Below are 19,326 nucleotides of genomic sequence, written 5' to 3'. Positions count from 1 at the left end.
TCGGACGCATCTTCATCGCATCAAAAAAGGCCCCGTGCAAAGGGGTGGCGCATTGAAGGAAACGGACGATGGTCGAACTACCCCGTAACGAAGCGTTCAAAAACGCAAGCCAAGCTGACGCTGCTCCGGTCGGCGAGATAGCGAAGTCTCCAGGTGCCGAGACTGTGCCGGGTGCGGCTGTCGAAGCGCCTGTTACCGCCGCCGCACCCAAGGCAGGCGGAAAGCTCATCAAGCGCGGCCTGCTGATTGCGGCGCTGGTCGCCGGCGTCGCTTTCGGTGCAGATTTCGGCTACCATTACTGGACTGTCGGACGCTTCATCGAATCCACCGACGATGCCTATGTGAAGGCCGATTACACCACGATCGCGCCGAAAGTCGCCGGCTACATCAAGGAAGTGCTGGTCAACGATAATGACAAGGTCAAGGCCGGCCAGGTGCTCGCCCGTATCGACGACCGCGATTTCCAGGCAGCACTTTCCCAGGTGAAAGCCGATCTCAAGGCTGCGGATGCCGCAATTTCCAACATCGATGCACAGATCCAGCTGCAACAATCGCTGATCGCGCAGGCGAAGGCGACGGCTGACTCTTCGCAAGCCTCGTTGAATTGGGCAGTGTCGGACGCGGCCCGTGCGGCTCGCCTGACGACCAACGGCGTCGGCAGCCAATCGCAGGCCGAACAGACGCAATCGGCCCGCGATCAAGCCGTTGCCGCGCTCCAGCGCGACCAGGCCGCAGTCGTTGCCGCGCAGAACAAAGTGCCGGTGCTGCAGACCCAACGTGACCAGGCGGTGGCCCAGCGCGACCGCGCCGCCGCCGCCGTCCAGCAGGCCGAACTCAATCTTTCCTATACCGATATCGTTGCCGCCATCGACGGAACGGTCGGCGCCCGCTCTCTCCGCGTCGGACAATATGTCACGTCCGGCACGCAGCTCATGGCTGTCGTGCCACTCCATTCGGTCTATGTCGTTGCAAATTTCAAGGAAACGCAGTTGTCCTATGTGCGCCCCGGCCAGCCGGTCGAGATCAAGGTCGACAGCTTCCCGGACGTTACAATAAAGGGTCATGTCGATAGCCTCTCGCCGGCAAGCGGGCTCGAATTCTCGCTGTTACCGCCCGACAACGCGACCGGCAACTTCACCAAGATCGTCCAGCGCATCCCGGTGAAGATCGTCATCGACGACGATAATCTCGCCGGCCTCTTGCGCTCCGGCATGTCCGTCGAGCCGGAAATCGACACGAAGGCCGCACAAACCTCGACGGTGGCTGCGCAGGGATTATCCAGCCACGCTGGATGATCCTTCCTAATCTTCGTCGATTATCACCTCAATACCGTCATGAGACTATTCTGGCAAAAGCCGGAAGGAGAAGCGCCGTGGCCACTCTTCAGATTGCCGCAAACAACAACTCTGCCGCGCCCGCGAGCACTGCAAACGCAGCGGCCGCCCGGCCCGCAATGACCCCACTGCGCATGTGGACCGCCGTGATCGGTTCCACGCTTGGGGCTTTCATGGCCGTTCTGAACATTCAGATCGTCAACGCTTCGCTTGCCGACATTCAGGGCGCGATTGGCGCCGGCACTGATGACGGCGGCTGGATCTCGACCTCCTATCTCATCGCCGAGATCGTCGTCATCCCGCTCAGCGCCTGGCTTGCCCGCGTCTTTTCCGTGCGCATCTACCTGCTGACCAACGCGATCCTCTTCCTCGTCTTCTCGGTCGCTTGCGCCTTTGCAGCGAACCTGCAGCAGATGATCATCCTGCGCGCCATACAGGGTTTCTCCGGCGGCGTGCTGATCCCGATGGCCTTTACGATCATCATCACCCTGCTGCCGAAACCCAAGCAGCCGATGGGCCTTGCGCTCTTTGCCCTTTCCGCGACCTTCGCACCGGCAATCGGCCCGACCATCGGCGGCTATCTCACCGAAAACTGGGGTTGGGAATATATTTTCTACGTCAACCTCGTGCCCGGCGTTCTCATGGTCGGCATGCTCTGGGCCTCGCTTGATCGCTCACCGATGAATCTTTCACTGCTGGCCAAGGGCGACTGGCCCGGAATAATCACCATGGCGATCGGCCTTGCCGCGCTGCAGACCGTGCTCGAGGAAGGCAACAAGGACGACTGGTTCGGTTCACCCTTTATCGTCCGGCTTTCCGTCATCGCTGCCGTGTCTCTGACGCTCTTTCTTATCATCGAGCTTCGCGCCGCCCATCCGCTTCTCAACCTGCGCTTGCTGATGCGCCGCAATTTCGGCTTTGGCATCGTCGCCAACTTCCTGCTCGGCATTGCGCTCTACGGCTCGGTCTTCATCCTGCCGATCTATCTGACACGCATTCAGGGTTATAATTCCGAACAGATCGGCATGGTGCTCGCCTGGACCGGCATTCCGCAGTTGATCCTGATCCCGCTTGTGCCGCGGCTGATGAAGCGCTTCGATGCCCGTCTGCTGATCGTCGTCGGCTTTGCGCTCTTTGCGGCTTCGAACTTCATGAACGTCTACATGACGGGCGACTACGCCAGCGACCAGCTTTTCTGGCCGAACATCGTCCGTGCCGTCGGCCAGGCGCTCGCATTCACGCCGCTGACCGCAATCGCGACTGCCGGTATCGAACAGGAAAACGCCGGCTCCGCCTCGGCGCTGTTCAACATGATGCGCAACCTCGGCGGTGCGGTCGGCATCGCGGCACTTCAGACCTTCCTCACCAAACGCGAGCAGTTCCACTCGAACATTCTCACCAATTCGGTCTCCATGTTCGAAGAGGCGACGCGTGCGCGCATCGCCAACCTCACCAACTACTTCATGAACCATGGCGTCAGCGATCAGGCGCTTGCCACCCACAAGGCCATTGTCGCCATCGCTTCCGATCTGCGCACGCAGGCCAATATCATGGCCTTCAGCGACACCTTCTACCTGCTCGGCGTCGCGCTGGTCGTCGCCCTGATCGCCAGCCTGCTTTTAAAGAAACCCGGTCACCTCTCGGGCGGCGCGGCACATTGAGCCGCGTCGCAAGGAGGAGGAGATAGCCATGACCTTGCTGCACGATATGCCGAAGACGGCACCCGTAAGCTCCAGAGTGACGCATAGCGGCGTCAACACTGCGACAACCCTGAACCTCATCGAATGGCTGACGGGCGACGAATGCCATGCTCTTGATGATGCGGGCCTCGTCGGTGGGCTCGGGCGGCGCCTCCAGGCGCTTGGCCTTCCCATCGACCGGCTGACGCTGCACCTGGCGACGCTCCACCCTGAATTCGTCGGCCGCACCTTTGCCTGGGCACCGGGCGAGCCGGTCGAGATCCACGAACGGGAGCACGGCTCGCGGCTCGCGCTGGCCAATACGCCGCTCATAAAGGCACAGGAGATGCGCGAGACGCTCGTCGTCGGCCCGGGCGAGAGCCCGCATGGGCGATGGCAGCATATCGACATCTTCTCCGGCCGTGGGCTCGTCCAGTTGATCGTGGCTCCGCTCTGTAATGCCGACGGGCCCATCAGCAGCGCTGTCTTCGCCACCCGGCGAGCAGGCGGCTTCGCGCCCGGCGAGCAGGATCTGATCGAGCGCATCCTGCCGGCGTTGCGTAACACTTGCGAGTTGCGCGTCCTCAGACAATGCGAACTCAGCCTTCTCGACACCTATATCGGGCCGATGACGGCGAGCCGCATTCTGGCAGGGCACATCCGTCGCGGCGAAATCGAATCAATGGAGGCAGCACTTCTCCTTTGTGACCTGCGCGGCTTCACCGAACTTTCGAATCGGGTGCCCGGCGGCACGGTGCTGGGGCTGCTGAACGCCTATTTCGATAAGGTCGTACCGGCGATCACCCTTGAAGGCGGCGAAATATTGAAATTCATGGGCGATGCGGTTCTCGCATTCTTTCCCGGCGCCGATGCGAACGGAGCCTGCAACGCCGCGTTGACCGCGGCAAAGACGATCCTCGATGCAATAGCGCGCTTCGACTACGACGGAATCCGCATCAAGGTTGGCATCGCGCTGCATTACGGCGAGGTGAGCTACGGCAATGTCGGCTCGGGCAACCGCCTGGATTTCACCTTGATCGGTCCTGACGTGAATATCGTCAGCCGTATCCAAAATGTCTGCAGCGAAGGCGGCGAAGCGCTGCTGATGTCGGGGGCGTTCCAGCAACAGGCCGATATCCCGGATGCGATCTCGATCGGACGGCGGCAGTTGAAGGGTTTTGCCGAGCCCATCGAGCTTCTTACGATCGCCGAGTGAAGGCATCCGTTGGATGCCGGCGATGCCGCATCAGAGGATATTCAATCGCAACGCCGATTGCGTCGAGCAACACCTCTTTCTCATGCGCTCACGCCAAAAATGTGTTGCATTAAATCAACAGCTATTTTTTCCATTTCTGAATGTTGCTGCAACGGATTTACAAACAACCTGAATGTATATAGGTCTGTCGTCAGGATCTGGTTAGCTTGCGATCTGGTGGGGTTGTTGTTTCAGCCGCCAGCTAACGAGGTTCCATAGGGGTGGGGATAATACCGGCAGTCTATTGCAGATGCAGTGCCTGGTTTTGCTTTCTGTTTGCAAGAGAGCGTTTCCAGGGTAGCCTATTGTACTCGCTCCTCGGGATATGTACGACTAGTTACAACCAGGAGTTAAAAATGAACATCAAGAGCCTTCTTCTCGGCTCCGCTGCTGCGCTGGCAGCAGTATCCGGCGCCCATGCAGCCGACGCTATCGTTGCTGCTGAGCCCGAGCCGCTGGAATACGTTCGCATCTGCGACGCATACGGTGCAGGCTACTTCTTCATTCCGGGCACCGAAACCTGCCTCAAGGTCGGCGGCATGGTCCGTACCGAAGGCAAGTGGTACGATGCCTACAATGCAAACAGCCGTAACGGCACTCTCTGGCACACCCGCGCTCAGCTGGCGCTCGACACGGCAACTGACACCGAATACGGCCCGCTGAAGACCAACACGGTCATCCGTTGGGATTGGCAGGAAGGCAACACCACCAGCACCAAGCTGCTGTGGGCCAACATCAGCCTCGGCGGTTTCCTCGTCGGTAAGGCCGACTCGCAGTTCAACTACTACATGGGCTACGCCGGCGACGTCATGAACGACGACGTGATCTATGACGGCCCGTACGAACTGAACCAGTTGACCTACAACTACGACGCAGGCAACGGCTTCACGGCTGTCGTCTCGCTCGAAGACAGCAATTCCAGCGGTTCGGGCGCCGGCTACGGCGCAAGCTGGGCATCGGACGACAAGGCCAACCACTACGCTCCTGACGTTGTTGCCGGTGCTGGCTTCAAGTCCGGCGCATGGGGCTTCAAGGTCGTTGGCGGTTACGACTCGATCAAGTCGGAAGGCGCCATCAAGGCTCGTGTTGATGCAGACTTCGGCGTATTCTCTGCCTTCTTGATGGGTGGCTGGAACACGGACGGCGACAACCTCAACAAGTACGCCGGCACCAACCTGGCTCGTTCTTCTTGCCCGGTTAACGATGCATCGAAGTGCGGCTGGGGTGACTGGGCTGTTTGGGGCGGCGTTGGCGTTCCGATCAACGAAAAGCTGAAGTGGAACCTCCAGCTCGCCTACACCGACTCGAAGATCTTCGCAGCGACCACGAACCTCCGGTTCAACCCGGTCAAAAACCTGCAGATCACGCCGGAAGTATCCTACACCAACTTCGATTCTGTGAACCAGGATCAGTGGGCTGGTATCCTGCGCTTCCAGCGTAGCTTCTAATAGCCAAGTTACCTGGTCTACCTGGGACCAGGTGCGAGAAGCCTGATGTACCGATCCATCAGGCTTCTCAAAATGATCGGTTGACCTCCGATCAAAGCCGGAAGGATCCGGTTTCCCTCCGGGTCCTTCTTATTGTTCGAGCGAGACCGATGATCTCGCGTTCGCCGCTGGCGAAATAGCATCAGTCCCGTCCGTAAAGCCCCGCCTGATGGGCTGCCCGGTCCAGTTCCTCGCGGAAATCGGGATGAGCAAGCCCGATCAGCGCCTTTGCCCGTTCGGCTACAGATTTACCCTTGAGATTGGCCCAGCCATATTCCGTGACGACGATGTGAATATCGTTGCGCGACGTCGTCACCGGGCCTGTCAGCGTTGGAACGATCCGCGAAAGCGTTCCCTTGGCCGCCGTCGCGTGACAGGCGATGATCGAGCGGCCGCCACGCGAAGCATAGGCGCCACGCACGAAATCCACCTGACCGCCCGATCCGCTGAACTGCCTTCCATTGACGAATTCAGAATTGCAGGCCCCATTGAGATCGATTTGCATCGTCGCATTGACCGACACCATCCGGTCGTTCTGCGCGATGACGAACGGATTGTTCACATAGTCGACGGGATGCGCTTCGACATCCGGATTGTTGTTCAGGAAATCGTAGAGCGGCTTGTCACCCAGCGCAAAGGTGAAGATCGTTCGTCCGACATGGATCTGCTTGCGGCTGTTGTCGACCACGCCTGCCCTGACCAGAGCGGCAAGCCCCGATGTCATCATTTCGGTATGGATGCCGACATGGCGATGCTGGGAAAGGCCGGCGCAAACCGCATCGGGCAGCGCACCGATGCCCATCTGCAGGCAATCACCATCATCCACGAGCCCTGCAATGATCGCGCCGATGGTATCGTCTACTTCCGAACGGGGCGCGGCAGGAAGCGCCGGGAGGCTTGCGTCATTCTCGACAAGGGCCGCGACATTCGACACGGGGATCATGCAATTGCCGCGCACGTAGGGCATGCTGGGATTGACCTCGAGGATCAGCCGGGCTCCCGGCTTGCGGGCAACTGCAAGCGCATAATCCGTACTGGCGCCGAGGCTGAAATTACCCTCCGCATCCATGGGCGAAACAGTCGCGACCAACGTATCGACGCCGACATGCTCGACAAGCGAGCGCGGCACCTGGCTGAAATGACAGGGGACAAGTTCGCCGGCGGGCAACATTTCCGCCATGCGCTTCTTGTCGAGTGCGCGGTCCACCCCTCCATGAAAATAGCTCATCGGGATGATGCGGTCGCGCAGCTCGAACTCAAATACGCTGGAGCCGGCTACACCCGTACACAACAGATAATAGAGCCGGACGTCTTCCACTGCCCCGGCCCGGGCACGATCGGCCAATGCAGCAAGGATGGCAGGCGGCTGACCGGCGGCGATCGGCATCGCGACCTTCGCACCCGACGGTATCAAGGCAACGGCCTCATGTGCGGGACGCACGCGTTCGCGATACTGCGTCTGATAATTGTCGGCCATCGAATCCTCCCCTTGAATGCCACTGCCAGCACAAATCGGCATCCACTGCGGGATCGCAGCTGCCCTCCTCCGAGGCGGCTGCGAACACTTTCGCTGCAGTAGAACGCGCTTACATAAAAGCGCGTAACCTGCTGCCTGCGCAAGAGCCGAACATCAGGCTCGCGCAGGCAAAAGTGAAATCGGCCCCATTCCTAAGCATCGCGGCATGCTTGCGGCGACATTCGAAAAGAGCATGACCATCATCGCTATCCCAGATGATCCAAATTCGCCGGATAGCCGGCCTCTTCCAGCACTTTGCGAAGGGCAGCGCCTGTCGCGGTCGTGTCGACCTTGACCGTGCGGGTAGCGGGATCGGCCTCGACCCTGGCTGCGGGATCGACGGACTGGATCGCCTTGGTGACCGATCTGGCACAGCCGCCGCAGGTCATGTTTTCGATTTTGAGGTCCATGAGAAATCTCCTTGGTTTTGATCTCACGGCGTTCAAAGTGGGGTTTCCAACCATGGGAAGGTCAAGTGCCACACGACGAAAAAAATGCTATTGACCTTCCCATGGTTGGAAGCTCCATCTTCAATCCGAACTCGAATTTCGGAATAGGATTAAGGAGGCGGCTATGAATGCCCCCGTTCGAAAGACAGATCTATCTGCTGCAATAACCCTCCCCATCGAGGGCATGAGCTGCGCATCTTGCGTCGGCCGCGTCGAGAAAGCCTTAAAGGCTGTACCCGGCGTCGAGACCGTGTCGGTCAATCTCGCCACCGAGCGGGCAAGCCTCACAACGAGCGGCACGGTCGACCATGCCAAGCTTGTCGAAGCCGTTGAAGATGTCGGTTATTCGGTGCCCACGAAGCCAGCCTCATCCACCAGCTTCATCGAGCTCCTGGTAGAAGGAATGACCTGCGCATCCTGCGTCGGCCGGGTGGAACGCGCCCTGAGGGCTGTGCCCGGCGTCACGCAAGCCGCCGTCAATCTCGCGACGGAACGGGCGACGATCAAGGGATCTGCCGATGTCACCAACCTGATCGCGGCAATCGAAGACGCCGGCTACGAGGCGAAGGCGATCGGCGCCACCGCACCCGGCGAGATCGAAGACGACGAAGCCGGACGTGCGAAAAGGAAAGAAGCCGAACGTCGGGAACTCACCCGCGATTTTGCCATCGCCGCAATATTGACGGCACCGGTCTTTCTGCTGGAAATGGGATCGCACCTCATCCCCGGCGTCCACGGTCTGATCGCGGAAACGATCGGGATGCAGTGGAGCTGGTATATTCAGCTTGCGCTAACAACGCTCGTCCTCTTCGTGCCCGGCATCCGCTTTTATCAAAAGGGGCTTCCAGCTCTCCTTCACCTTGCACCAGACATGAACTCGCTGGTTGCGGTCGGCTCGCTGGCGGCTTACGGCTATTCGCTGGTCGCGACCTTCGCACCCGGCCTGCTGCCGTCTGGCACGATCAACGTCTATTTCGAAGCCGCCGCCGTCATCGTCACGCTGATCCTGCTCGGGCGGTTGCTCGAAGCCAGGGCCAAGGGGCGCACGTCCGAAGCGATCAAGCGCTTGGTCAATCTTCAGGCCAAGACGGCGCGTGTTCGCCGCGACGGCAAGGCGATCGATCTGCCGATCGACTCAGTCGTCTCCGGCGACATCGTCGAGGTCCGCCCCGGCGAGCGGGTCCCGGTCGACGGAGAACTGATCGAGGGTGAAAGTTATGTCGACGAATCGATGATAACAGGCGAGCCCATCCCGGTCCTGAAGACGGCAGGTAGCGAAGTCGTCAGCGGCACGGTCAACCAGAAAGGCGCCTTTGCCCTCCGCGCCACCGCCGTCGGCGGCGATACGGTGCTGTCGCAGATCATCCGCATGGTCGAGGAAGCCCAAGGGTCAAAGCTGCCGATCCAGGCTATGGTCGACAAGGTGACCATGTGGTTCGTGCCGGCCGTGATGGTCGTGGCTACCGCGACCTTTGCCGCCTGGTTCTATTTTGGCCCCTCGCCCGCCCTCACCTTCGCGCTGGTCAATGCGGTTGCCGTCCTCATCATCGCCTGCCCATGCGCCATGGGGCTTGCCACCCCCACCTCGATCATGGTCGGCACCGGTCGCGGAGCGGAGCTGGGCGTGCTGTTCCGCAAGGGCGAAGCCTTGCAGCTGCTCAAGGATGCGAGCGTCGTCGCCGTCGACAAGACGGGCACGCTGACCGAAGGCAAACCGGCGCTGACCGATCTGGAACTGGCAGCGGGTTTCGACCGCTCCGACGTGTTGAGCCTGGTTGCGACAGTGGAGGCCAAGTCGGAACATCCTATCGCCCGGGCGATCGTCGAAGCAGCCGCTTCGGAAAATCTGGTGCTGCCGGACGTGTCGAACTTTGAATCGGTGACGGGCTTCGGCGTCCGGGCACAGGCCGGCGGCAAGCGCATCGAGATCGGCGCCGACCGTTTCATGGCCGAGCTTGGGCTTGACGTTGCATGCTTTTCCGCCACTGCCGAACGCCTCGGCAACCAGGGCAAGTCGCCGCTCTATGTGGCAATCGACGGCAGGCTCGCGGCGATCATTGCGGTCGCCGATCCGATCAAGGAGACGACGCCGGCAGCGATCAAGGCAATGCACGATCTCGGCCTGAAGGTCGCTATGATCACCGGCGACAATGCCCGCACCGCCAAGGCAATCGCCGCACGGCTCGGCATCGATGAGGTCGTGGCCGAAGTACTGCCCGACGGCAAGGTGGAGGCGGTTCGTCGGTTGAAGCGCCAGTACGGCAAGGTGGCCTTCGTCGGCGATGGCATCAACGATGCGCCGGCTCTGGCCGAGGCCGACGTCGGCCTTGCCATCGGCACAGGCACGGATATCGCCATTGAGGCGGCCGATGTCGTCCTGATGTCGGGAAGCCTGCAGGGCGTGCCTAACGCCATCTCCTTGTCCAAGGCGACGATCGGCAACATCAGGCAGAACCTGTTCTGGGCCTTCGCCTATAATACGGCTCTGATCCCGGTCGCCGCCGGCGCGCTCTATCCGGCCTTCGGCATCCTGCTCTCGCCGGTCTTTGCCGCCGGCGCCATGGCCCTGTCGAGTGTTTTCGTGCTCGGCAATGCGCTGCGGCTGCGCCGTTTCAAGGTCGTAGACTAACAACCGTCTGCAGCCGGGCCTTTCGGGCCGGCTGCTCCATGTCAGGAGAGCATTCATGAATATCGGACAGGCAGCCAAGGCATCGGGCGTTTCGGCCAAGATGATCCGCTACTACGAAGAAACCGGCCTCATTCCGGCCGCCGGCAGAACCGCATCGGGCTATCGCGACTACTCCGATACCGACGTCCACATGCTGCGCTTCATCCGCCGGGCGCGCGATCTCGGCTTTGCGGTCGCCGAAATCAGCGAACTCCTTGAACTCTGGCGCGACGAAACCCGCCAGAGCGCCGAGGTCAAGCGCCTGGCGCAAGGCCATATCGAAGCGCTGAAGAAGAAGATCGCCGACCTGCAGGACATGGAGCATACGTTGACCATGCTCGTCAATTCCTGCCACGGCGACCATCGTCCGCATTGCCCGATCCTGCAACGGCTCGAGACGGATCGCGAGGACGAAAACCTGTCGATCCAGCCTCGAACTGGCGCGATCGCGCGTCCTCTGCAATGAGGATCACGCCGACAATACCATGACGACGACAGGCAACCGCGTTGCCGAACGGCAACAGACGCCTAAAAACATGAGGATTTTAGTATAGATAAATACTCGATTAAAATAGAGCAAATCGAATGAAAGCAAGGACTTATTCCCTCATGTCAGGTTTAGCCCCATATCGGCGTCCTCAACTTTAGAAACGCTCTAAAATATTGAGATTGCAAGGATTTTATCGATCACCTACTGCCGAGTGATGGGCTTTACCCGCTCCTAGTCCGGACGCAGTTGATGAATGCCAAGACCATAGACATTGCCGGCTTGTATACGTCGGAACAGGGGCGATTGCGTCGGCTTGTCAGACGCCTTGTCGGCAGCAGGACGACAACGGAAGACCTTGTCCATCAAACCTTCGTCAAATTACTGGCAGCCGTAGACGGCGGCAATATCGACAATTGCCCGGCCTATCTGAGAGCGACGGCGCGCAATCTCGCGCTCAATCACCTGCGTGATCTCAAGCGGCACAACGAGGTCGGGGTTTCGGACGCCGAACTCCACGCCATACCGGACCTGCAGCCCTCTCCCGAAATGACGGTGGTCTATCGCTGCGAGCTACGCCGGGTGCTTCAGGCCGTCGCCTCTCTTCCACCCAAAAGGCGGGAAGCCTTTGTCCTCAATAAATTCGAAGGCATGAGCTACGACGAGATCGCGGTACGCCTTGGCATTTCCCGTAATACCGTCATTTCGCACATCGTTATTGCGCTGGCCGATCTCGATCGGAAAATCGGCGGCAAATAATCTGGCCCTCGGTTCATTAGATTGCGCTGTAGGAGTGTCATGAAGATTAAGAGCAATGGCACATCGAGCGGGAAACCTCTCGGTTTTGGAGCGATATGAGCGAGGACGCGACCGATCCGATCGTCATGGAAGCCTTGGAATGGTTCGTACGCATGCGCGACGAAAAGGTCACGGCCGCCGATCGGCAGGCGTTCGAGGCCTGGCTCGCGGCCGATGACGCACACGCCGCCGCCTGGAAGCATGCAAAGGCTCTCTGGGCCCGTTTCGATATCATGCAGCCGGAGTTCGACCGGCTGCGCCGCGGCCGATCGCTGCTATCACGACGCAACGTCATGCTGGGCACAATCGCGCTCATTGGTGGAGCGGGCAGCCTTTATGCCCTGAGCCAGCCGGGTCTCTTTGCCGAATATACGACGGACATCGGCGAACGCCGGACGATCCGCCTGCAAGACGGCAGCTCCATCGAGCTCGGCAGCTATTCGGCGCTCTCGACCTTCTTCACCGGGACCGAACGGCGCATCGAGCTTTACCGCGGCGAAGGATTCTTTGACGTTTCCCCAGATCCGAAACGCGCCTTTCTCGTACAGGCCGGTGGCGGGACGACACGGGCGCTGGGAACGAAATTCGATCTGAAGTTCGTCGAGGATATCGTCACCGTCGCAGTCAGCGAACATGCCGTCCAGGTGCAGACGGAGAGCCTTGCCAATCTGCAGCTGGAAGAAGGATGGCAGGTCAGTTATGGCGGTGGCAGGCTCGGCGAGCCGATCCAGGCGAGCCTCGATACCGTGGAGGCATGGCGCAGCGATCGCATCGTCTTCCAGGACGTTCCCTTGAGGCGCGTGTTGGCCGAGCTGGAGCGCTATCGGCGTGGCCGCATTATCCTCATGAGCGAGAGCATCGGAGACACACCCGTAACCGCGATCTTCGAAACAAAGCACACTGAAAGCGCCCTGCAGACGATCGCCGACACGCTTGGCATTCGCCTCCTCAATGCCGCCAACTATGTCACGCTGGTCTATCGCGCCGGCTAACATTGCAAAAACATGAATTTTTTTCTCAACTCATTCATTAGCTCCGGCCCTCCTGGTGTCTAAGGTTTCGAGGGAAGCAATCCGTGACCCTCTCGAACAGAAATCCCGCGATGGGCGGGAAGCAGGATGCAGGTGGGGCGATGCGGTACCGCGTTAACGGAAATCAGGAATCAGGACAGGACAACACTGCGGGCAGCTTGCGGCAAAGCCGCTCGCTGGCGATTGTACTCATGGTATCAACCGCGCTCTGCACCGTTGCTTTCGTGCCGACCCCGTCATTTGCCCAGGCCGCGGAAAAGACCGGTCGCGTTTCATACGACATCGCGCCGCAGCCGTTATCCCAGGCCCTCGTTCAATTCTCCAAGGTCACGGGCGTCCAGCTGTTCTTCAGCGCCGACCTTGCACGTGGAATAAGCTCCAAGGGTGCCCAGGGATCTCTTACCAGAACGGAAGCGTTGCAAAAGATCCTGGCGGGATCGGGTCTCATCTACCATTTCACCAACGCGTCGACGGTGACGATTTCCAAGCCGACAGGCACGGCTACCGGTTCTGGGGCCGCCGATGGGGCGACGGCGCTTGCTCCCATTGTCGTGCAGGCGGGCAAGGAGAACGGCTTTATCTCCACCAACGGCAGCGTCGCATCGAAGACGGATATTCCGCTGCTGGAAACGCCGCAATCCGTGCAGGTGGTGACCAAAGCGCAACTCGAAGTTCAAAAGCCGCAGACCGTTCGTCAGGCCATCGCCTACTCCGCTGGCATCACCACGCCGGATAGCCCGGACAACCGGCTGGACAACTTTCTCATTCGCGGCTTCCAGGTCGATCAATATTACAACGGCCTCAAGCTGCAGCAGGGAACCTGGAGCGCGCCGAAGGTCGACCCCTTCTTCCTCGACAGTATCGAAGTCCTGCAGGGCCCATCTTCCGTTCTTTATGGTCAGGGTTCGCCTGGCGGCATTCTCAATCTGGTCGGCAAGAAGCCGACCGATGAGCCGCTTCACGAAATCCAGCTGCAAAGCGGCAGCTACAACCGTGCCCAGGCTGCCTTCGATTTCAGCGGACCGGTAAACGACGACGGCACGCTGCTCTATCGCCTGACGGGGCTGGGACGCACGACAGGTACGCAGGTCGAAAACCAGCGCGAAGAGCGCATCGAGATCGCGCCCGCCGTCACGATCAAGCCGGATGAAGACACCAAGCTTACCATCCTCGGCGACTACCTCAACGATCCGAAGGGCGGTTTCTGGAGCCGTCTGCCGACGACGGGAACACTCGTTCCGACAAGCCTCGGCACCTATTTCCCGACCGACCTCTTCACAGGGGACAAGGATTTCGATCACATGCGCCGCCAGCAGGAGAGCATCGGCTACGAGTTCGAACATCGTTTCGACGATGTCTGGACCGTCAGGCAGAACCTGCGTTTCCAGCATATGAGCGTCGACTATGCGGAATTGCAGCCTGCATCGCTCGCCGCCAACGGCCACACGTTGAACCGGACGGCCTACACTGCACAGGAACAGCTCAACACGCTTGGGATCGACAACCAGGCCGAGGCGGATTTCGACACCGGAGCCGTCGCGCACAAAGCCCTGTTCGGTCTCGATTATCAGTACAAGAACTGGAACAATTTCACCCGCTATGGCGCCGGACCATCGCTCGATCTCGACAATCCCGACTATACCCAACCGGTCACGACGCCGCCGGTGTTCCAGAATGCGAAGCAGAGGCAAAGCCAATTCGGTCTCTACGCACAGGACCAGCTCAAGTTCGACAAATGGGCACTCCTGCTTTCCGCCCGCCAGGATTGGGCAGCGACCGATAGCAATAATTACCTGAACGGCACCAGCACGAGCCAGAACGATCACGCCTTTACCTGGCGAGCCGGGCTCACCTACCTCTTCGACAATGGCTTCGCGCCCTATGTGAGCTATGCCACCTCCTTCAGCCCAACGATCGGTGTCGGCCCGACCGGCGACCCCTTCAAGCCGACCACAGGCAAGCAATATGAAGTCGGCTTCAAATATCAGCCGACGGGCTTCGATAGCTTCATAACCGCTTCACTCTATGATCTGACGCAGCAGAATTACGTGACCCAGACGTTGACGGCGCCGGTCGTCCAGACGCAGGTCGGCGAAATCAGAAGCCGAGGCGCGCAGGTTTCCGCCGTCGCAAGCCTCACGGACGAGCTCAACGTCACGGCTTCCTACGCCTATCTGGATAACGAGATCTTGAAGGCGAGCGACGGGACGGCAGGCAACCGGATTGCTAACCTGCCGGCAAACACCGCCTCGTTGTGGGCTGATTACAAATTCCAGGACGGTGCGGTCGACGGGCTTGGCCTCGGGTTCGGCGCCCGCTACATCGGCAGCCGCTATACGACCAATGCCAATACCGCGAAGATACCGGACCATATAGTATTCGACGCGGCGCTGAACTACGATCTCGGGAAACTCTCGAACGAGATGCGCGGAGCCACATTCGCCTTGAACGTATCCAATCTGTTCGACAAGAAGTTCGTCAGCGATTGCACCGCGATCGGCTGCGTCTACGGCATGCGCCGCACCGTCTTTGCAACGCTCGGGTATAAATGGTGAGGGGATTCGCAAGGGCGCCGATGGCCGGCATCAGCCGTCGCGCGCTATTGGCTGGCATTGCAGCCTCTTGGGCAGGCGGCTTCCCCCTGAAAGCTGCCGCCTTACCCGGTCCATCGGCTGGCCCCGTCTCTCGCATTGCTGCGCTGGATTGGGGGATCGCCGCAACGCTCGTCAGTCTCGGCGTCGTTCCGGTGGGCGTGCCGGCTCCCGCCTGGTATGCCCGCTACGTGGTTGATCCCGTTCTTCCGGATTCCGTGGTCGATGTGGGTCTGCTGTTTACCCCGAATTTCGAGCTTCTCCAGGCGCTTGCTCCGCAGCTCATCGTCGCAACGCCAATGCTACAACAGGCCGCGCCTATGCTGCAGCGTATCGCGCCCGTCTACGGCACCACCCTCTTTCAGCCCGCGCCGGACGTGCTGGAAATAGCCGAGAAGGCCACGCTCGGGCTCGCAGACAGGATCGGCGCTGCCGATGCGGGCAAGCGTCTGGTAGACGCTACCCGAGGCGAGCTGGCCGCCACGACCGAACGCCTCTCCGGCCAAGCGAGCATACCTCTGCTCGTCGCAAGCCCGCTGGATAACAGGCATGTGAGCCTCTTCGGTCCCGACAGCCTCTATGGCGGCGTGCTGCGGCGATGCGGGCTGACCAATGCCGACACGACGATCCGAGGAGAATTCAACATTGTCGGGCTGGAAAAACTCGGAGCCTATGGCGACGCCACCATGATCCTACTCGATAGTCCGGTCATGCCTGGAATGGCAGCTCGGCTGACGGAAAACCGCCTGTGGCGGACCTTTCCCTTCGTTCGCGAAAGACGGCTGCACCTCCTGCCGGCCGTACTCGGCTCTGGCGGTCTGCCATCCGCAATGCGCTTCTCACGCCTTCTGACCTCGGCCCTGGGTGAAAAGGGTGATGCGCCATGATCTCGACGCAAGACAGGCTTCGCCCGGGCCCGGCCATTATCGTCGCCGTGCTCTTTGCAGCCGCCATCGTTTCGGCGGCGGCGCGGATTTCCGGCCTGCTACCCTTCCAGGACTGGTGGCAAGTGCTCGCCAGCCCGGATCTCAATTCCTATACGCAGGTTCTCGTTCACGACAGCGTCCTGCCACGCTTCGTCATCGCCCTCGTCGCGGGCGGTGTGCTCGGCCTGTCCGGCGTGATCTTTCAGCAGGTGTTGCGCACGCCGCTCGCCGACCCCTCGACGCTCGGCGTCTCGGCGGGCGCCTATCTTGCCCTAGCGGTTGCCGGCCTCTGGGCGCCAGCACTCGCATCGTCTGCGCGCGAGCTGATTGCCCTTGCCGGCGGCTTGTCGGCTTTTGCGCTCGTCTTCTTGATTGCATGGCCGCATCGCCTTGCGCCGATATCGCTGATCCTCGCAGGTCTCGTCATCACCTTCGTCTGCGGCGCGATTTCCGCCGCCGTCAGCCTCTCCTACAGCATGGGAATGAGCGGACTGTTTGTCTGGGCCAGCGGCTCGCTGACCCAGAACGACTGGTCGGCCGTTTCTCGCCTTGCCCCTTGCGCGGTCGCCGGCGTCCTCGGCGCGGCACTTCTCGCGCGGCCGCTGAATCTATTGTCGTTGAACGACGAAGGAGCGAGATCGCTTGGCCTGTCGCTTTCCTCCGTGCGCCTGCTGTCGATCGTGCTTGCCGTCATGCTCGCCGCCTTCACGGTCAGCGCAGTCGGCGTCATCGGCTTCGTCGGTTTTGCAGCACCGTTTATCGCCCGTGCGAGCGGGGCTCGCAGACTGCCGCAGCGGATGATCGCAAGCACCATCATCGGCGCGATCCTGTTGCTTGCTGCCGACGAGGCCCTGCAGCAAGCCGCTAACTTCATGCGGGAGATACCTGCCGGTGCCGCGACCGGACTTTTCGGCGCTCCCCTCATCGCCATCTTCCTGGGACGGCTGCGCATCGTGGAAACACCTGCGCCGCCGCCCACGGAACGGCGCAATCAGCGTCCCCTTCTCTATCTGGCGCTCACCGCTGCCCTATTGGCGTTGCTAATCTGGATTTCGCTCTCTCTCGGCCCCTCGCTTTCCGGATGGAGCTTCGCGTCCCCCGCGAAGATGCAATCGCTGCTGGTTTGGCGCTTGCCTCGCCTGGCCGCCGCGGCCGCAGCCGGCATCCTCTTCGCCCTCTCGGGAACGATCATCCAGCGCATGACCGGCAATCCGATGGCAAGCCCCGAAGTCATCGGCGTCAGCACCGGCGCTGCCGTCGGTATCCTCCTGCTCGTTCTCTTGGCGCCGGCCTTCACGCCGCTGACGCAATTGGGAGCAGCCGCTGCCGGTGCCGTCGTCAGCCTCATCACGGTTCTGCTGATGGCGCGGCGCAGCCGTTACAATCCGGACCATGTGCTTCTCTTCGGCATCGCGATCAATACGGCGTTTGCGGCGCTGATTGCCGTGCTGCTCGGCACCGGCCTGCCGAAAGTCTACGGCGTCTTGCAGTGGATGGCGGGCTCCACATACAGCACCACTCCGATGCAGGCCGAAATCGCCGTCACCGTCGCAATCATCGCGCTCCTGATCGCGCCGTTCTTTAGCCGTTGGCTCGATCTATTGCCGCTGGGCGCTCCATCCTCGAAAGCCCTCGGTCTCAACATATCCGTCAGCCGGACCGCACTCCTGCTCCTGTCCGCCATTACGGCTGCTGCGGCAACGCTGTTGATCGGCCCGCTCAGTTTCGTCGGCCTGATGGCGCCACACATCGCACGCACACTCGGCTTCCAACGCGCGCTTGCGCACATGATCGCCGCGGCAATGGCCGGTGCCGCACTTACGATCCTTGCCGACTTCATCGGGCGTGTCGCGTTGTTTCCGAACCAGTTGCCGGTCGGTATCGTCGCTACCCTGATCGGCGGCCCTTATTTCCTCTGGCTGATGCGAAAACAAGTGCACTAAACTCAAGAATAATTGTAGCGAGCAGGACCAATCTCTTGCTAGGACGCATACGCAGCCATCTGCGGCCGAATGCGGCGAAGTGATAAAGGACGATAAGATGATGACGACTGCCTCTGAAGCACCGCGGCTAGCTCCGGCAGGCGTTTCGACATTGAATGGCGAGGCGCTCTTCCAGCTCGATGCCGTCTCCTTTGCTATATCGGGGCGCACGCTGCTGCAGCCGCTGAGCCTGTCGCTTGCCCCGCGGCGCACGGTCGGCCTCATCGGCCACAATGGTTCTGGAAAGTCGACGCTGCTGAAACTGCTGGCACGCCAGCAGCCTCCGGCAAGCGGCTCCATCCGCTTCGAAGGTAAGCCCTTGGCCGATTGGGGCGATCGCGCTTTTGCCCGCAAGGTCGCCTATCTGCCGCAGGCGACACCAGCGGCGGCCGGCATGCTGGTGCGCGAACTCGTGGCGCTCGGGCGTTATCCCTGGCACGGGGCGCTCGGCCGTTTCGGCCAGACCGATCGTGACAAGGTCGAAGAGGCCATGCAGCTCACCGACATCACCGGCATGGCCGATCGCCTCGTCGACACGCTTTCCGGCGGCGAGCGCCAGCGCGTCTGGCTTGCCATGCTTGTCGCGCAGGATGCCGAATGCCTGCTGCTCGACGAGCCCATCTCCGCCCTCGACATCGCGCATCAGATCGAGGTGCTGTCACTGGTCCAGAGCCTCAGCCATGCCAAGGGTCTCGGCGTCGTCGTCGTCTTGCACGACGTCAATATGGCGGCTCGCTTCTGCGACCACATCATTGCCCTACATTCAGGCAGGATCATCGCCGATGGCCCACCGGAGGATATCCTTACCTCCGAGAAGCTGCGGGCGATCTACGGCCTCGATATGGATATCGTCCAGCATCCGGCATCCGGGCACCCGATAGCGATACCGGTCTAATCGACAGGTTCGCCGACATATTGGCCGGAGATCTGCCTCTGCCGGCAGATTGCGTTCGTTGGGCATCCCAGCGAACGGTGCGCCTGGAGAAACTCCACCATACAAAGTTTGCCGTGTCTGCAGGGCCTAAAGCCTTCTGGCGCGCCATCCTGGGATGGCGCCAAATACCCGGTCTCTTCGTTTCGTCCTTATTAAGCTTTTTCTAAAAGTCTTTCTTGACAGCAATGC

The 19,326-nt window shown here is 60.7% G+C and carries 14 protein-coding genes; 12 read left to right on the top strand and 2 right to left on the bottom strand.

All coding sequences use genetic code 11. The features are described from left to right. Positions 1-68 precede the first annotated feature (68 nt). The 4 genes from BJ928_RS26920 (at position 69) to BJ928_RS26905 (ending at position 5,716) form a co-directional block, all read left to right on the top strand. A complete protein-coding gene (locus BJ928_RS26920) occupies positions 69-1,295 on the top strand; it encodes an HlyD family secretion protein (RefSeq protein ID WP_047633637.1) in 1,227 nt (408 codons plus the stop codon). A 77-nt stretch (positions 1,296-1,372) separates the two neighbouring features. Continuing rightward, complete coding sequence (locus BJ928_RS26915; protein WP_047633638.1) at positions 1,373-2,995, top strand: MDR family MFS transporter; 1,623 nt, start codon at positions 1,373-1,375, stop codon at positions 2,993-2,995. Positions 2,996-3,023: 28 nt separating this feature from the next. Continuing rightward, positions 3,024-4,229 carry an adenylate/guanylate cyclase domain-containing protein gene (locus BJ928_RS26910; protein WP_120296699.1) on the top strand — a complete coding sequence of 402 codons (1,206 nt, stop codon included), beginning with the start codon at positions 3,024-3,026 and terminating at the stop codon, positions 4,227-4,229. Positions 4,230-4,624: 395 nt separating this feature from the next. Continuing rightward, positions 4,625-5,716 carry a porin gene (locus tag BJ928_RS26905; protein ID WP_047633640.1) on the top strand — a complete coding sequence of 364 codons (1,092 nt, stop codon included), beginning with the start codon at positions 4,625-4,627 and terminating at the stop codon, positions 5,714-5,716. A 181-nt stretch (positions 5,717-5,897) separates the two neighbouring features. On the opposite strand, the gene BJ928_RS26900 is transcribed toward BJ928_RS26905, so the two are convergent. After that, positions 5,898-7,232, bottom strand: coding sequence for an acetyl-CoA hydrolase/transferase C-terminal domain-containing protein (locus BJ928_RS26900; RefSeq protein WP_047633641.1), 1,335 nt, complete (start codon positions 7,230-7,232; stop codon positions 5,898-5,900). A gap of 245 nt (positions 7,233-7,477) precedes the next feature. After that, entirely contained in the window at positions 7,478-7,681 is a 204-nt protein-coding gene (locus BJ928_RS26895) for a heavy-metal-associated domain-containing protein (RefSeq protein ID WP_047633642.1), read from the bottom strand. 163 nt (positions 7,682-7,844) lie between these two features. On the opposite strand from BJ928_RS26895, the gene BJ928_RS26890 reads away from it, so the two are divergent. The 8 genes from BJ928_RS26890 to BJ928_RS26855 all read left to right on the top strand — a co-directional run bounded on the left by BJ928_RS26890 (position 7,845) and on the right by BJ928_RS26855 (position 19,098). Beyond that, complete coding sequence (locus BJ928_RS26890; protein ID WP_047633643.1) at positions 7,845-10,349, top strand: heavy metal translocating P-type ATPase; 2,505 nt, start codon at positions 7,845-7,847, stop codon at positions 10,347-10,349. A 55-nt stretch (positions 10,350-10,404) separates the two neighbouring features. Next, on the top strand, positions 10,405-10,854 hold the full coding sequence (cueR, locus tag BJ928_RS26885; RefSeq protein WP_047633644.1) for a Cu(I)-responsive transcriptional regulator: 450 nt from the start codon (positions 10,405-10,407) through the stop codon (positions 10,852-10,854). A 273-nt stretch (positions 10,855-11,127) separates the two neighbouring features. Further along, a complete protein-coding gene (locus tag BJ928_RS26880) occupies positions 11,128-11,634 on the top strand; it encodes a sigma-70 family RNA polymerase sigma factor (RefSeq protein ID WP_047633645.1) in 507 nt (168 codons plus the stop codon). 95 nt (positions 11,635-11,729) lie between these two features. Next, entirely contained in the window at positions 11,730-12,665 is a 936-nt protein-coding gene (locus BJ928_RS26875; RefSeq protein ID WP_047633647.1) for a FecR domain-containing protein, read from the top strand. A 230-nt stretch (positions 12,666-12,895) separates the two neighbouring features. Further along, positions 12,896-15,259: a TonB-dependent siderophore receptor gene (locus BJ928_RS26870; protein ID WP_047633704.1), complete on the top strand. Its 2,364-nt coding sequence runs from the start codon at positions 12,896-12,898 to the stop codon at positions 15,257-15,259. 20 nt (positions 15,260-15,279) lie between these two features. Continuing rightward, complete coding sequence (locus BJ928_RS26865) at positions 15,280-16,182, top strand: ABC transporter substrate-binding protein (RefSeq protein WP_052227806.1); 903 nt, start codon at positions 15,280-15,282, stop codon at positions 16,180-16,182. Further along, positions 16,179-18,164 (top strand): Fe(3+)-hydroxamate ABC transporter permease FhuB, encoded by a 1,986-nt coding sequence (gene fhuB, locus BJ928_RS26860; RefSeq protein WP_047633649.1) that lies wholly within the window; start codon positions 16,179-16,181, stop codon positions 18,162-18,164. The genes BJ928_RS26865 and fhuB overlap by 4 nt, the downstream gene beginning before the upstream one ends. 100 nt (positions 18,165-18,264) lie before the next feature. Continuing rightward, positions 18,265-19,098 carry an ATP-binding cassette domain-containing protein gene (locus tag BJ928_RS26855; protein WP_082011927.1) on the top strand — a complete coding sequence of 278 codons (834 nt, stop codon included), beginning with the start codon at positions 18,265-18,267 and terminating at the stop codon, positions 19,096-19,098. Positions 19,099-19,326 lie beyond the last annotated feature (228 nt).

The sequence above is a fragment of the Rhizobium sp. WW_1 genome, assembly GCF_003610155.1.
Classification (GTDB): domain Bacteria; phylum Pseudomonadota; class Alphaproteobacteria; order Rhizobiales; family Rhizobiaceae; genus Rhizobium; species Rhizobium tropici_A.
The sequence above is the reverse complement of the archived record's forward strand: the minus strand, read 5'-3'. Positions and strand labels throughout refer to the sequence as shown.

Excerpts from the sequence above, each read along its gene's own strand:
- BJ928_RS26920 (WP_047633637.1), top strand. The coding sequence starts at position 69 with ATGGTCGAACTACCCCGTAACGAAGCGTTCAAAAACGCAAGCCAAGCT.
- BJ928_RS26910 (WP_120296699.1), top strand. The coding sequence starts at position 3,024 with ATGACCTTGCTGCACGATATGCCGAAGACGGCACCCGTAAGCTCCAGA.
- BJ928_RS26905 (WP_047633640.1), top strand. The coding sequence starts at position 4,625 with ATGAACATCAAGAGCCTTCTTCTCGGCTCCGCTGCTGCGCTGGCAGCA.
- BJ928_RS26900 (WP_047633641.1), bottom strand. The coding sequence starts at position 7,232 with ATGGCCGACAATTATCAGACGCAGTATCGCGAACGCGTGCGTCCCGCA.
- BJ928_RS26895 (WP_047633642.1), bottom strand. The coding sequence starts at position 7,681 with ATGGACCTCAAAATCGAAAACATGACCTGCGGCGGCTGTGCCAGATCG.
- BJ928_RS26890 (WP_047633643.1), top strand. The coding sequence starts at position 7,845 with ATGAATGCCCCCGTTCGAAAGACAGATCTATCTGCTGCAATAACCCTC.
- cueR (WP_047633644.1), top strand. The coding sequence starts at position 10,405 with ATGAATATCGGACAGGCAGCCAAGGCATCGGGCGTTTCGGCCAAGATG.
- BJ928_RS26880 (WP_047633645.1), top strand. The coding sequence starts at position 11,128 with ATGAATGCCAAGACCATAGACATTGCCGGCTTGTATACGTCGGAACAG.
- BJ928_RS26875 (WP_047633647.1), top strand. The coding sequence starts at position 11,730 with ATGAGCGAGGACGCGACCGATCCGATCGTCATGGAAGCCTTGGAATGG.
- BJ928_RS26870 (WP_047633704.1), top strand. The coding sequence starts at position 12,896 with ATGGTATCAACCGCGCTCTGCACCGTTGCTTTCGTGCCGACCCCGTCA.
- BJ928_RS26865 (WP_052227806.1), top strand. The coding sequence starts at position 15,280 with ATGGCCGGCATCAGCCGTCGCGCGCTATTGGCTGGCATTGCAGCCTCT.
- fhuB (WP_047633649.1), top strand. The coding sequence starts at position 16,179 with ATGATCTCGACGCAAGACAGGCTTCGCCCGGGCCCGGCCATTATCGTC.
- BJ928_RS26855 (WP_082011927.1), top strand. The coding sequence starts at position 18,265 with ATGACGACTGCCTCTGAAGCACCGCGGCTAGCTCCGGCAGGCGTTTCG.